This window comes from Chryseobacterium sp. HR92, from assembly GCF_045689405.1.
Taxonomy (GTDB): Bacteria; Bacteroidota; Bacteroidia; order Flavobacteriales; family Weeksellaceae; genus Chryseobacterium; species Chryseobacterium viscerum_A.
Window position 1 is genome coordinate 5,023,406 of sequence record NZ_CP139139.1, and the last position, 13,172, is coordinate 5,036,577.

General features: G+C 36.8%; 14 protein-coding genes. 9 read left to right on the top strand and 5 right to left on the bottom strand.

Annotation, left to right across the window (positions count from 1 at the left end; all coding sequences use genetic code 11):
* The first annotated feature begins 2 nt into the window (after positions 1 to 2).
* The 6 genes from SFA27_RS22715 (at position 3) to SFA27_RS22740 (ending at position 5,044) form a co-directional block, all read left to right on the top strand.
* Entirely contained in the window at positions 3 to 569 is a 567-nt protein-coding gene (locus SFA27_RS22715) for a hypothetical protein (protein WP_407295125.1), read from the top strand.
* A 153-nt stretch (positions 570 to 722) separates the two neighbouring features.
* The gene (locus SFA27_RS22720; protein ID WP_407295128.1) at positions 723 to 2,030 is read left to right on the top strand and encodes a hypothetical protein; all 1,308 of its coding nucleotides are present in this window, start codon (positions 723 to 725) and stop codon (positions 2,028 to 2,030) included.
* Between the two features lie 165 nt (positions 2,031 to 2,195).
* A complete protein-coding gene (locus SFA27_RS22725) occupies positions 2,196 to 2,435 on the top strand; it encodes a hypothetical protein (protein WP_255813335.1) in 240 nt (79 codons plus the stop codon).
* A 151-nt stretch (positions 2,436 to 2,586) separates the two neighbouring features.
* Positions 2,587 to 3,180, top strand: coding sequence for a porin family protein (locus SFA27_RS22730; RefSeq protein ID WP_407295130.1), 594 nt, complete (start codon positions 2,587 to 2,589; stop codon positions 3,178 to 3,180).
* Between the two features lie 78 nt (positions 3,181 to 3,258).
* Entirely contained in the window at positions 3,259 to 4,320 is a 1,062-nt protein-coding gene (locus tag SFA27_RS22735) for a sensor histidine kinase (RefSeq protein WP_407295133.1), read from the top strand.
* Positions 4,310 to 5,044: a LytTR family DNA-binding domain-containing protein gene (locus tag SFA27_RS22740; protein WP_047376029.1), complete on the top strand. Its 735-nt coding sequence runs from the start codon at positions 4,310 to 4,312 to the stop codon at positions 5,042 to 5,044. Before SFA27_RS22735 ends, SFA27_RS22740 begins: the two co-directional genes overlap by 11 nt.
* A 100-nt stretch (positions 5,045 to 5,144) precedes the next feature.
* On the opposite strand, the gene SFA27_RS22745 is transcribed toward SFA27_RS22740, so the two are convergent.
* The 5 genes from SFA27_RS22745 to SFA27_RS22765 all read right to left on the bottom strand — a co-directional run bounded on the left by SFA27_RS22745 (position 5,145) and on the right by SFA27_RS22765 (position 10,088).
* A complete protein-coding gene (locus tag SFA27_RS22745) occupies positions 5,145 to 6,053 on the bottom strand; it encodes a DUF6268 family outer membrane beta-barrel protein (protein ID WP_407295136.1) in 909 nt (302 codons plus the stop codon).
* 85 nt (positions 6,054 to 6,138) lie between these two features.
* Positions 6,139 to 7,374 carry a multidrug effflux MFS transporter gene (locus tag SFA27_RS22750; protein ID WP_185097819.1) on the bottom strand — a complete coding sequence of 412 codons (1,236 nt, stop codon included), beginning with the start codon at positions 7,372 to 7,374 and terminating at the stop codon, positions 6,139 to 6,141.
* 166 nt (positions 7,375 to 7,540) lie between these two features.
* The gene (locus SFA27_RS22755) at positions 7,541 to 8,362 is read right to left on the bottom strand and encodes a helix-turn-helix domain-containing protein (RefSeq protein ID WP_407295140.1); all 822 of its coding nucleotides are present in this window, start codon (positions 8,360 to 8,362) and stop codon (positions 7,541 to 7,543) included.
* A 98-nt stretch (positions 8,363 to 8,460) separates the two neighbouring features.
* Entirely contained in the window at positions 8,461 to 9,513 is a 1,053-nt protein-coding gene (gene thiL / locus SFA27_RS22760) for a thiamine-phosphate kinase (protein ID WP_047376017.1), read from the bottom strand.
* A gap of 80 nt (positions 9,514 to 9,593) precedes the next feature.
* Positions 9,594 to 10,088 carry a thioesterase family protein gene (locus SFA27_RS22765; RefSeq protein ID WP_047376015.1) on the bottom strand — a complete coding sequence of 165 codons (495 nt, stop codon included), beginning with the start codon at positions 10,086 to 10,088 and terminating at the stop codon, positions 9,594 to 9,596.
* 114 nt (positions 10,089 to 10,202) lie between these two features.
* Between SFA27_RS22765 and SFA27_RS22770 the strand changes: the two genes are divergently transcribed.
* Genes SFA27_RS22770 through SFA27_RS22780 form a run of 3 tightly spaced genes read left to right on the top strand, consistent with a single transcriptional unit; the run spans position 10,203 to position 13,171 of the window.
* Positions 10,203 to 11,405, top strand: coding sequence for an NAD(P)/FAD-dependent oxidoreductase (locus tag SFA27_RS22770; RefSeq protein ID WP_407295144.1), 1,203 nt, complete (start codon positions 10,203 to 10,205; stop codon positions 11,403 to 11,405).
* Positions 11,406 to 11,436: 31 nt separating this feature from the next.
* Positions 11,437 to 12,738: an alpha/beta fold hydrolase gene (locus SFA27_RS22775; RefSeq protein WP_407295147.1), complete on the top strand. Its 1,302-nt coding sequence runs from the start codon at positions 11,437 to 11,439 to the stop codon at positions 12,736 to 12,738.
* 19 nt (positions 12,739 to 12,757) lie between these two features.
* Complete coding sequence (locus SFA27_RS22780; RefSeq protein ID WP_407295149.1) at positions 12,758 to 13,171, top strand: hypothetical protein; 414 nt, start codon at positions 12,758 to 12,760, stop codon at positions 13,169 to 13,171.
* Position 13,172: the final 1 nt, after the last annotated feature.

Consider the following 13,172-nt stretch of genomic DNA (forward strand, 5'->3'; position numbering starts at 1 on the left):
TCATGAAAAAGGTCTTAGCATCAGCATTCATTTTCACTTTTATTTTCGGCAGTGCCCAGATTTCTGAATTTCAAAGGGCAGATTCACGCTATGAAAGAAAGAAAACGGCTCTGTATAATAAATATCCTAAGCCTAATGATTTAAGAACGAAGAAAGAATGGCTTTTGACGGAAGATAAAATAGCTGCGTACAAAGATGCTTTGGATAAGGCTTCTCTTGAAGATCAGAAAATGATCGCTGCAGATCCTCCGACAAAAACAAAAGCTACTAAAGAAGCTGAATACGATAAAGGCAGAGCTGCCTTTCAAAAATTATTATATGAAGCTGTGGATCTTGATTTTTTAAACTTTTCTTCGGAAACCTACAAAGCAACAATAACATTTGTAGTTGATTCTAAAGGAAATGTTCTGGATCCTAATGTAAAAGGAAATAATGAAGATGTAAATGCATTTATTGAAGCTGCTTTTTACAGGATTAAAGATAAAGGTAAATGGAAATCAGCAGAAGACAAAGGAAAACCTGTCTCTTCCAATGTTTCTGTTCCTTTAGCATTGACTTTTAAAAAATAATACATAGAACCCGCTACGATGGTAGTGGGTTTTTCTTTTTTATATTCAAAAACATTACTAAAATTAATTATGTTATTGACACTAATTCAACACTATTATTTTGTAAATCTTAAAAAATTCACCTAATTTAGAGAAAACTTAAAATCACTGTATATGAAAATGAAATCTAGCCACTTCAAAATCAACAGAAAATTTTACTTTTCCCTTCTTTTATCTTTTTTCTGTTTCTTTCTTTTAACGTCTTGTTCTCAGGATGATCTCGCGGATGCACCTGTTGAAAAACCTGCAGAGTCTGTTCAGATGAAGACTTTGGGAAATCTGACCTTACAGAAGAATGTTATTATTCTGAATGATGAATCGGTAAATGCAATTTCCACTCATAATGACGGAGAAATTACATTTAGCCGAACAACTCCGCAAACAGACAGTATTTCGGTAGGAACTGTTATTGTAGGAACTAAGATAGAAGGTGATCAGGTGAGTACCATTCTTTCAAAAGTAAGTTCTGTTTCTACATTGAATAACCAGTTTAAAGTACAGACTTCCAGTGCAAAACTTGAAGAATTTATCTATAGCGGAACATTGAGCGGGGTTTATGACCCATCAGGTAAAGCACCTGTTAATATTGACGGAAGAATGGTAAACTATGTTCCTGTAGAAGGTATGATTTCTGAGCAAATCAATCAAAAAATACTTTCTATTGAAGCAAAAAACATTCAAAACCAGAAAATAATTGCTTTCAACCGTTTTGATTTTAATAAAACCTTTTCATTCCCTCTATCTTCAGCGGGTACATCCAGTGTAAATGTAAAAGGTGGATTTACTCCAAAAATTGATTACAATATTACATTCTCGTGGGGGCATTTGTCCAATTTTTATGTTAACCTCATCATGGATGATATCAAACTTCAGAGCACAGCAAGTATTGTAGGAAGTCTTGGCTATACGGCAAGTACTACAGACTACCTGAATATTCCTATTGTTCCTATCGTTTTAGGACCTACCGGACTGATCTTAAGTCCCACTCTTTCTGCCGGACCATTTCTGGGAGTACAGGCAACAGGAAAAGTACAGGGACAACTTTTGGATCTTGAAGGAAATGCTAACTTTTTGGTAAGCAAAACTCCAGCGATTAACATAAATCTTCAAAAGAAATCAGATCCCGCCATCACAGGAGCAGAAGGAAACTTATCTGCTGAAGCAGGTTTAGAAGCTAAGGGAGCAGTAGGGCTGATGTTTATTTCTATTCCTATTGCCAATTCCGGATTAAGAGGAAGAGCTTCTGCTCTTTCATCTTTAGGGTTAACATTCATACCTGAAAGAAAAGGTGTGATCTCTGTAAAAGGCAAAATTCAGGCTGATATGTTTTATGGTTTTGGAATAGCTCCTCTCAGATATGAAGGAACGATTCCTCTTTTCAAAAAAGAATATATGCTGTATCAAAAGGATTTCAGTTTCTAAGACAAAACGTTTAACTATCATAAGAAAGCCGCTCTTGTAGTGGCTTTCTTCGTATAATGCATCTGCATGCAATTCATTTACAATCCATTAAGACAATTTTATTATATTTACAAGAATGTACAATTTTAAACAATAACATTTAACACCAAATTAATCATGAAAACAATGAAAAAACTTTTGAGAAAGGACTTATCTGTAATTCTGGGCAGCGGAATAGACGGCTGCCATATGGGAGGCAACTCTTACAATTGTCAGGACGACTGCCAATGTGCCTGGGGATATGCATGTGAAATGTATGAAGACGGAAATCCGGGACAATGCATCGCTGTAGGAGGAGGTGGAAACCCTGGCGGAGGCGGCGGTGGATGCAACCCTCCATCTATTTGTGAAGAACAACCGTATTAGTAATAGCAAACCGGGAGTAGTGATACTTCCGGTTTTTTATTTTTCATCCTAAAACAGAGTCTTGTCAAAGTATCTTTGCCGTTCATCAAATAAAATTTCACTCCCCACTTCATAGTTGTTGTTTTGTATCAGATTTTTAACACAATTAATTATGAAGCAGCAATTTTTCGCTCTAAGTACATTGTTATTATGTATTTTTTGCGGTATAGAAACGAAAGCACAACAAGCTCCGGCTTTTCACATTGGGGTCAAGGGAGGGGCAAACTTTACAAAAACCTCAACGGAATCTTCTTTGGAAGGGAAATATGGACTCGGCTATCAGGCAGGAGTAATGACAAGAGTAGATCTCGGAAAGTTATATGTACAGGGAGAAGCTCTGTTCAACAAAAGAAAGACATCATACACATCCCAAGACGGGAACTCTTCAAAACTTTCCTGGAACGCTATTGATATTCCTGTAGTAGTAGGATATAAACTGATTAAAGCAGATGATTTTAATGTAAGATTATTTGCCGGAGGTGTTTACAGCTACGCCTTTAACAATAAAGTATCTACTTCTCAGGCTTTTCAGGAGGGATTTAAAAATTTTGACAAATCCAATATTGGCATTACGGGAGGTGTTGGAGTAGATTATAAGAACTTCACAGTAGATCTTAGGTATGAAACCGGTCTTTCAAGCATCAGTAAAGACTTTAAGTCCAAACCCCACAGTTTTTCCCTCGGAATAGGTTATTTCCTGTTCTAAAAAACTTAAATTATCTTTACCTGTTAGAAACTGTTTCCCTGCAGTTTCTAATTTTTTTATCAACCTATTTCCATTTCCATGACAAAATCTTTTGTTTTAAAAGAATATATATTCACTTTTATTTTCTGGCTTGTTCTCGCTATTGTATTGTGGTTTAATTTCCAAAGTACAACAGAAAAATATCTTGCAATGACTCAGGCTGCGATTATTGCAGTCTTCTCATTTATATTGACTCATTTTTTAACCAATAAATTTTTACCGAAAGCTCTTCTGGAAAAGAAAATGAAATTGTTTCTGGTACAGGCGGTACTTGTTATTTTCCTGCTCAGTCTGGTATTCTCTTTTGTCTTCACCTATCTTGAAGTTGCACCCAAAGATCAGCTTCCAAAGAATTTTTCAGACCAACTTCCTTTTTTGTGGAAAGGCTTTTACATGTCTTTACCTGCTTCTTTTCTGATCAATGGAGCAGCATGCGGTATAAAATTTTATAAGGAACACGGAAGAATAGAACGTGATCATATTCTTCTCCAGCAAGCGCATCTGGAAAACCAGCTTAAACTTTTACAGGATCAGATCAACCCTCATGTTGTATTCAATATTCTGAATCATATTCATATTCTGATGAAAACGGATACACAGCTTGCGGACTTTTTACTGATGAAGTTTTCGGATATTCTCCGGTATCAGCTGTATCATTGCAATCAGCCATTGGTACCTTTGGATAAAGATATTGAATACCTTCAGAATCTTGTTGAGGTAGAAAAATTGAGATGGGGAAATGAACTGGATGTAAAAGCTTCATGGGAAATTGATAACAGGAAAGCTTTTATTGCTCCGTTACTGCTGGTTCCTTTTATAGAAAATGCCTTTAAGTATGTCTGCAGGCTTCCCGGACATAAAGGGTATATAAAAATCTCCTGTAAAGAAAAAAGCAATAATCTCTATTTTTATGTTGAAAATTCCTATTCTGATATGGCAACCTATAAAAAGAAAGACGGAGCGGGCGGAATTGGCCTTCAAAATGTAAAAAAACGTTTAAAACTGCAATATCCTGACTCTCACGATCTAAAAATTGAATCAGATCATCATACCTTCAAAATAACTTTAATTTTAACTTTATCTGACTATCATGAGCTCTAATATTCCTAAAATGAAATGCCTGATTATAGATGATGAACCTCTGGCCAGATTTCATCTTAAAGAACTGGCCGGTCAAATTGACTTTTTATCTGTTGAAGGTACATGCGCTACAGCACTGGAAGCAGATGCCAAAGTAAAAGAGAGCGAAATAGATCTACTTTTCCTTGATATCAATATGCCTTATCTTACCGGTCTGGAGTTTCTGGAACAGCTGGAAAATCCTCCTTTGTGTATTCTTACCACGGCTTATTCTGAATATGCTCTGGAGGGATTTCGTTTGCAGGTTGTAGATTATCTTTTAAAACCCATTGCTTTTAACCGTTTTTATCAGGCAGTGAATAAGGCACAGCAACAGTTTATCATCAGTGAAAAATTGAAAAAGAATACTTCTCTGGATGATCCTTTTTTGTATGTGAGGCAGTCTGACTCATTTATTAAGGTTTCCTGGGTAGATATTTTGTACATTGAAAGTATGCAGAATTACACCAAGCTTCATTTTAAGGATAAATCTCTGATTATTCATCAGACGATGAAAGCCATTGAGGAATCTCTTCCTTCAGATCATTTTTTCCGGATTCACAAATCCTACCTCATCAATATTACCCATATTGATATGATCTCGGGAGGACGGCTTTTCATTAATAAAATTGAGCTTCCGATTTCCCGTACCCGAAAAGAAGAATTGCTTAATCAGGTGGTGTATAAAAAATTAATAAGTAAGTAGCTGGAAGAAATAAGCCGGAAGCTGGGAGTTATAAAGCACAATGAATAATTAACTCATTGTATTCAATATTGTATGTTCTCAGCCTCCAGTTTATTTTTTCTTATGGCAGATTCCAGCGTAGCGATACTGCAGCGTAGAATGTACTTGCAAATCTTGGATCCGCTACTTTTTTGTCTCTGAAAATATTTTTGATCTTACGGTCATTTTCGTTGAAACTTCTCAGTATTGCCGTTCCACCTGTGAGACGCAACGTAAGTCTGTCATTGATTTTCAATTCTGGTCTGAGTCCCGCAGTGATCTGCTGGTAGCCCAACAGCATAGATTTTCCGCCTACATTTCTCTCTACCGTCATCCCGTTGAGATCTACAACAGCTTTTAAAGCAAATTTATCTGAAAACAGATAACCGGCTTCCATCCCTTGCGGGAAATTGATGTTGAACTTAATTTTTCCATTGGTCTTCCAGTCAAAATAAATCCATGGTAAAATCATAGGAACTCCAAAGGCAGTGGTAAGAACAGGCCCTCCACCCAATGAAAGAGTAGGATTAAAATGTCTGATAAATAAAAGTCCTCCCTGTCCCAGCACATCATCAAAACTGACTCTTTCAAGGTCTGTATACACTCCCACCGATGCTGTCATCATCATACTCCACTTTTTACCTAAAGGTCTCAGATGCTGTATCCCGACCTGCGCATTCAGCATCTGATCCGGAAATAACTGGGTTTCGTAATTTTTGTGTGCCATCTTTGCGTAAGATCCGCTCAACAGCATAGACCATGACCTTACTTTCCCGTCGGTATCTTTTTTTACAGATAATGGAATACTGAGGTTAAGATCTATTCTTTTAAAATCACTTTTGGAATTCGTCTTTGTGCTGTCTTCAGGGCGGATATAGTTTGAGCCCGGAATATATTCTGTTTTCAGTTCTGCAGAGATTCCGGATTGTGCACTTACCCAATAACCTAATGGCAATAAACAGCATAAAACCGTCGAAAGGGTTCTTTTCATATTTTAAATTTTATGCAAAGAGAGCCCTTTGGTTATTTTTTACAAAAATTACTTGATTAAGTGTCTGGATTGTATGACAACAGGATCAAATAAGAGGATGAGTTTCCGGATTAGAACTGGTATTTAAATTTTCTCTTTTTTGAGCTTTAAAAATGCGATATCCGAACCACACAGCAATCAATGCCATAGCAGAGCGTGTTACCACCATTGGAATTATAGAATCTGCTTCTAAAAACCCAAGTAATGCTGACATTAAAAATGTAACCATCAGCTGCATGAATCCAAGCAAAGCCGCCGCTGTTCCTCTTCCTTCTTTAAATGGAGACAACGCATGGGCGGATGTAATAGGAAATAAAATACCAATAGCCAGTAATGAAAGATAAAGCATCGCAATTTCCAGGGCTACAGAAACATTTTCAGCGGCAATCAGAATATGAAGGGAACATACAACCAGTAATACAATGGTAGCCGTAAATAAAAGCGATGAATTGCTTATCCTTTTGATCAGTTTAGGCGTAATATAAGCTGCTGTTATCAATGCCAGGGAATTAAAAGCAAATATAAAACTGAACACACTGCTTGAGAAACCATGGATTTCCATGAATAAAAATGGGGCATTCGAGATGTAGATAATAAGGGAAGCAAACGCAATACTTCCCACCATCGTACTGTTGATAAAATCTTTGTTGGAAATAATCATTTTCAGCTGGTCTTTTAATCCTTTTTCATTCACCAGTTCCTCATCCGGAAGGTTGATTCTGCTATTGGTTTCCGGTACATATTTGTATACCATGAAAAGTGTTATCAGTCCCATAATGCATAAAAATCCAAAAGAACTGTTCCAGCCCCAGAATTTAAGAAAAACACTTCCCAGTAACGGAGCTACAATGGGAGCGATACCACTGATCTGAGACTGCTGGGAAAAGATGGTTACCGATTTCTGTTTATCATAAAGATCAATAATAATTGCCCTTCCGATAACAATTCCGGCACTTCCTCCGAACGCCTGCAGAAAACGCATTGCCCATAACACATAAATATCTGAGGTAAAATAGATAGCCGTTGCTCCTATAATAAAAAGTAAAAGCCCGCAGTACAGCATGGGTTTTCTCCCTTTTTTATCGGATAAAGGTCCCCATAACAATTGCCCGAAAGCAAACCCGGCAAAGAACACCGAAATGGATATCTGAATATGTCCGATATCGGTATTAAAAATTTGGGCCATACTTGGGAAAGCGGGAAGATAAAGATCTATACTTAGCGACTCCAATGTGTTGAGCAGTGCTAAAATAAACACCACAATATTCAAATTCTTCTTCATAAAATACATAAGCCTTCACAGCCGGTTTTTCAGCTGCAAAGTTGATGTAAAAAGCATCATATTTCAATAAAAGAACTGAAGGAAGTATAGGACAAACTGAAGATTCAAATACAATAATAAATCAAAATTACTAATTTAAGCACATAATTACAGTAAATATTGAAGATTACCGTTTTTCATTATTCTTAAAGTTGTCAGGATTTTGGTTCGTATGTTTCTTAAAAAACCTTGAAAAATATGAAGCATCGTTAAAACCAAGTTTAAAAGCAATTTCCTTTACTGTGAGAGCTCCAAAGCTTAGTTCTCTTTTAGCTTCCAGGATAAGACGCTGGGAAATCATTTTTTTTACCGTTGTTCCTCTCAAAAGGCGCACAATATCATTAAGATGATGCGTACTTATCTTCAACTGATCAGCGTAGAAACCTGTTTCTTTATGTCCTATATAATGCCTCTCAATAAGCCCCACCAGTTCCTGAATGCGCTGACGGTCATTCAATAAAGGTTCCTGAGGGTTGATTTGCTCTCCGATGATGATACAAAATGCTTTCAGGTATGCCTTTAAGAGTTCAGTTCTTGATAATGTTTTATATTCCTGCTCAATCAGTGATATAATTGTACTGCAGGTTTTTTCGTTTTTCGGATTTAAAAAAAAGGGAAGTTCTCCTCCTGTGAGTACAGATTCTATATCACAGGCTTCGTTGAAAATTTCCCTGCTTATGGCCATTGCATACCCTTCTTCTCCTTCCAGTTTCATATTGAATGCCTGTCCCGGTGCAATAATACAGATTTGATTATTCTTAAGTTGATAGCTTTCAAAATCCAGTTCTAAACGGCTGTTTTCATACACCTCCCTGAACCAGATAATTTCAAAAAAATTATGCCGGTGAACATCGTGAAAATTCTCCGGACCTGCCGCGCTCAAAGTACTCATCTGAAATTCTTCAGAAGTCAGATGATGAACCGGGATTTCTTTTTCTGGTGTAATCATTACTGTATGATAAAGTATTTAACTATAAACAAAAACCACAGCAAAAAAAGTGCTGCGGTTTTCTTACAATATTTAAAATTAAATATAATTTTTCGGTTTTATTGGTTTAAAAAAGCGTCCCAACCCTGAGCAGTAAGTGCTACCAGCTGGTTAGATCCTCTCGCTACCATAAAGTTTCCTTCTTCTTTGTCTACAGCATGTCCTATAATGGTAAAATCCGGGTGGTTTTTAATTTTATCAAAATCATCCGGTGAAATCGTGAACAGAAGTTCATAATCTTCACCACCACTTAAAGCAGTCATTACCGGATTCAGATTCATTTCATCTGCAGTAGAAATCGTAAGATTATCCAATGGTACTTTTTCTTCATACAACCTGAATCCTACTTTCGACTGATCTGAAAGGTGAAGAATTTCGGAAGCCAGACCATCTGAAATATCGATCATAGAAGTCGGCTTTATATCCAGTTCTTCCAGAATCGTTTTAACGTCTGTTCTTGCTTCAGGCTTCAGCTGTCTTTCCAGGATATAGTCGTATCCTTCCATTTCCGGCTGCATGTTCGGATCTGCAAGATACACAGCATGTTCTCTTTCCAGAATCTGTAAACCCATGTAGGCGCCGCCTAAATCTCCTGTTACCACAAGAAGATCATTAGGTTTTGCTCCGCTTCTTTTTACGATATTTTCTTCATTTTCAATCCCTACAGCAGTAATGCTCATTACCAGCCCTGAATTGGAACTTGTAGTATCTCCTCCAATCAGATCAACTTTGTATCTTCCACAAGCAGCTTGAATTCCGGAATAGATTTCTTCTAAAGCTTCCACCGGAAAACGGTTAGAAACGGCAAGAGAAACCAGTATCTGTGTAGGAGTTGCATTCATTGCTGCAATATCACTAAGGTTTACCACGACAGCTTTATATCCTAAGTGCTTCAACGGCACATACCCCAGATTGAAGTGCACTCCTTCCGCCAGTACATCTGTTGTAAGAACTACTTTTTTATTATCAGGATTGATTACTGCCGCATCATCTCCCACTCCAAGCTCCGAAGACTCATTGGATAGCGGAAAATGTTCTGTCAAATGCTTAATAAGACCGAATTCTCCTAATTTTGAAATGGGCGTCAGCTCCTGTGATTTATCTTCAAACATGATTGTTTTGTATTAATGTCTAATGTAAAATGTATTAATGACTTTGAAAATCATCATCACCTTGAATTTTAAACTTTGAATTATTGAGTAAGTTCTGCCGGGTCTATGTTGTGTGGGTGGAAAGGAAATTTTTTAAAGTCTTCTTTTGACAATACAACAGTTTCCGGGCTTTTATACTTATTCATTGCTTCCACTACATCATCCGGCGGCGTGGTCATTTTCCTAAGCATCATATCAATCCATACTCCTGTAGCTTCCGCAGTAGCACAGTGCATCCCGTCCGGAGTATAGAACTTGTGTACAAAACGGTAGATAGAAGAATCTTCTGCACATCCGTCTATTTCGACACTTACAATGACGATCTGATCTGCATAGATTTCTTTGAAGAAAGAATATCTTTCATGCAGGATCACAGGACCAATTCCCCATCTGCTTAGCTGGGTTACTCCCATTTTCTCTTTAGTCATAAAAGCCATTCTGGCTTGCGCACAATATTGTACATATGATGAGTTGGCTAAGTGCTTATTAGCATCAAGATCGCTCCATCGCACTTCAAATTTATGGTAGAAAATCATTTGAAAATCGTTTTTGGGTATTATAAAATAATAATCTTCAAAAATACTCAAATAAGATGGTTTATAAAAATTGTACTTTTGAAAAAATAATCTTCCGCATAGGATTACATATACATGAAACAGATCATTATTATCGGAGGCGGTGCTGCAGGCTTTTTCTGTGCATCCAATCTTGACGAAAAGAAATATACAATTACGATTTTAGAACAGAACTCGGATGTCCTTCAGAAAGTTAAAATTTCCGGAGGCGGACGTTGTAATGTGACTCACGCATGCTTTGACCCCAGAGAACTTGTTCAGTTTTATCCTCGTGGAAACAAGGAACTATTAAGTGTTTTCAGCAAATTTCAGCCTGGAGATACAATGGAATGGTTTGATCAACGTAATGTTCCGTTGAAAATTGAAAATGACAACAGAACTTTTCCTGAAAGCAATTCTTCTCAGACTATCATTAATACTTTTCTGAATGAAGCCCAAAAGAAAAATGTCTCTGTAAAAACAAAATGTACGGTAAAAGAGATAGAAAAACAGGACGAAAAATATATCGTAAAAACCAATTCAGGGGATTTTGAGGCAGATTATATTGTTTATACTACCGGAAGCTCTCCAAAATCTTTAAAAATAGTTGAAAATCTGGGTCATAAGATTGTAGACCTTGTTCCTTCCCTTTTTACTTTTAATATTAAAGATGAATTACTGAAAGATCTTCCGGGAACAAGCTTTGAAAATGCAGGAATTTCAATCCCGAAGCTGAAAACCGAGGAAAGCGGGCCGCTGCTTATTACCCACTGGGGACTTTCCGGGCCTGCTGTTTTGAAAATTTCTGCATGGGAGGCTATAAGCCTGGCAAAACTCAAATATAACTTTGAAATTGAAGTTAATTTTATTTCGGTTGAAACGGATGAAGCAGAAGAAATTTTTAATAATTTTAAACAAAGCAATCCTAAAAAAACCATCGGACAGTCTAAGATCTTCGACATTACCAACAGGTTCTGGCAGAAAATTTTAGATATTTCAAACGTTGACCTCAACAAACAGGTGGCTAATATTTCCGGAAAGGAAATGCAGAAAATCCTTGAAAATCTTTGCAGGAAGAAATTTCAGGTGACCGGAAAATCAACTTTTAAAGATGAGTTTGTAACGGCCGGAGGTGTTGATTTAAAGGAAATTAACTTTAAAAACATGTCTTCAAAACTACTTCCAAATTTCTATATTGCCGGAGAAGTCTTAAATATAGATGCCGTAACGGGCGGTTTCAATTTTCAGGCATGCTGGAGTGAAGGATGGCTTATTGCACAGGATCTCAACACCTTATAAAAAAGTATTATTTTTACTAAAAACTATAAACATGAAAAAAAATCTCGCTTTCTTTCTTTTATTCTGGTTCTTTTTAGGATACAGCCAGGAAAAAACGATTGTCTCTGACTGGACTTCACTTACACAGGCTGTCAATATAGAAAATAAGCCTAACTGGAACTTCCGTATAACAGCAAAAATCAGAAAAGATAATGAGGATAATGGTTCCAATTGTGGGTTATGGTGCAGAATAGATAATAAAGATGAGTCTACTAGTTTCTTTGAAAATCAATATTATGGAATCCAGGTAACCCATGAATGGAAAACCTACGAAATAAAAGGAACCATCAATCCATCTGCGAAGACCATGAATATCGGAGCTTTTGCACAAAGCAACGGGGATTTTTATTTTGACGATTTTAAGTTGGAAGTCAATGATGGGAAGTCAAAAAAATGGACTGAAATTCCGTTGGAAAACTCAGGTTTTGAAAAAGAGATTGCATCTTCAAATGGTTGGTTTGAAGGAATCCGTTCTCAGAAAATAAAGCACGTAAAACATTTTACAATTGAAACTTCAGATTACAAACCATTCAGTGGCAGCAAATCTTTGTTGATCAGAGGCCGTGGTATTATCGGAGCAATGCCGGAAGGAAAATTTATGGATGTTAATGGTATCAAATTATACTATGAAGTTTATGGAGAAGGTGAGCCGGTTCTTATGCTTCATGGCAATGGCCAATCCATCAGTGCCTTTATGAACCAAAAAGATACATTTGCTAAAAAATATAAAGTGATCATTATAGATTGCCGTGAACGGGGAAGGTCTACTTATGACAAAACGAAAGAACTTACTTTTGATATTCAGACAGAGGATATTAAGCAGTTTTTAGAGAAGCTGAACATCAAAAAAACAAAAATTCTTGGCTGGAGTGACGGAGGAATTCTCGCACTGTCTATGGCCATGAAATATCCGGAGATGGTAGACAAAATAGCATGCTCGGGAGCCAATATTTTTCCGGAAGGAGTTAAAGATAATGATTTAAAATCCATGAAAGAAATGCTCGTGAGCCTTACTAAAGAGAATAAAGACCATAAAAATGATATCTTTATTGATCTTCTCAATCTGGATTTGAAGTATCCTCAATGGAAGTATGAAGATCTGAATAAAATTCAGTGCCCATCATTGATCATTGCTGGTGATAATGATCTTATAAAAACGGAACATACGGTAAAAATCGCAGAATCTATCCCAAAAGGACAATTAGCTATTATCCCCAATGCAAATCATTATGTTCCCGAAGAAAAACCAGAGCTGTTCAATGAATTGGTCATAGAGTTTTTTGAAAATAAATAACCAGAATACAAATTAAAGCATGAAAAAAATATCAGCATTCATTTTATGTCTTGGGTTTGGGCTCGTCTTTGCTCAGACACAGGAGGCCAAAACACAACCTGCAGAAAATCATTCCAGAGATAAGTATATGCCTGAACAAAGTAAACAGGCAGAATATCCCGGCGGGCTTTCAGTATTTATGCGGGAGGTAACTCAAAAAATTGATTCTAACCGAATAAAAGGGCCAAAAGGTAAATCCCGTTCCAATGCAAAGTTCTCCGTTAATGCTAAAGGTGATATAGAAACGATTCAGATAACCGGAGACAATGAATCCCTTAATAATGAAGTGGAAAGAGTGATGAAATCTATGACCGCAAAATGGAAACCAGGGGAATATAAAGGAAACCCTGTACTTATTTGGTTTAATCTTCCTTTCATTGTCAATTTTGAATAAT

Bases quoted from the DNA above. Each gene is read 5' to 3' on its own strand.
- SFA27_RS22755 (WP_407295140.1), bottom strand. From the start codon at position 8,362: ATGATTACACCAGAAAAAGAAATCCCGGTTCATCATCTGACTTCTGAA.
- SFA27_RS22740 (WP_047376029.1), top strand. From the start codon at position 4,310: ATGAGCTCTAATATTCCTAAAATGAAATGCCTGATTATAGATGATGAA.
- SFA27_RS22775 (WP_407295147.1), top strand. From the start codon at position 11,437: ATGAAAAAAAATCTCGCTTTCTTTCTTTTATTCTGGTTCTTTTTAGGA.
- SFA27_RS22735 (WP_407295133.1), top strand. From the start codon at position 3,259: ATGACAAAATCTTTTGTTTTAAAAGAATATATATTCACTTTTATTTTC.
- SFA27_RS22780 (WP_407295149.1), top strand. From the start codon at position 12,758: ATGAAAAAAATATCAGCATTCATTTTATGTCTTGGGTTTGGGCTCGTC.
- SFA27_RS22715 (WP_407295125.1), top strand. From the start codon at position 3: ATGAAAAAGGTCTTAGCATCAGCATTCATTTTCACTTTTATTTTCGGC.
- thiL (WP_047376017.1), bottom strand. From the start codon at position 9,513: ATGTTTGAAGATAAATCACAGGAGCTGACGCCCATTTCAAAATTAGGA.
- SFA27_RS22745 (WP_407295136.1), bottom strand. From the start codon at position 6,053: ATGAAAAGAACCCTTTCGACGGTTTTATGCTGTTTATTGCCATTAGGT.
- SFA27_RS22770 (WP_407295144.1), top strand. From the start codon at position 10,203: ATGAAACAGATCATTATTATCGGAGGCGGTGCTGCAGGCTTTTTCTGT.
- SFA27_RS22765 (WP_047376015.1), bottom strand. From the start codon at position 10,088: ATGATTTTCTACCATAAATTTGAAGTGCGATGGAGCGATCTTGATGCT.
- SFA27_RS22730 (WP_407295130.1), top strand. From the start codon at position 2,587: ATGAAGCAGCAATTTTTCGCTCTAAGTACATTGTTATTATGTATTTTT.
- SFA27_RS22750 (WP_185097819.1), bottom strand. From the start codon at position 7,374: ATGAAGAAGAATTTGAATATTGTGGTGTTTATTTTAGCACTGCTCAAC.
- SFA27_RS22725 (WP_255813335.1), top strand. From the start codon at position 2,196: ATGAAAAAACTTTTGAGAAAGGACTTATCTGTAATTCTGGGCAGCGGA.
- SFA27_RS22720 (WP_407295128.1), top strand. From the start codon at position 723: ATGAAAATGAAATCTAGCCACTTCAAAATCAACAGAAAATTTTACTTT.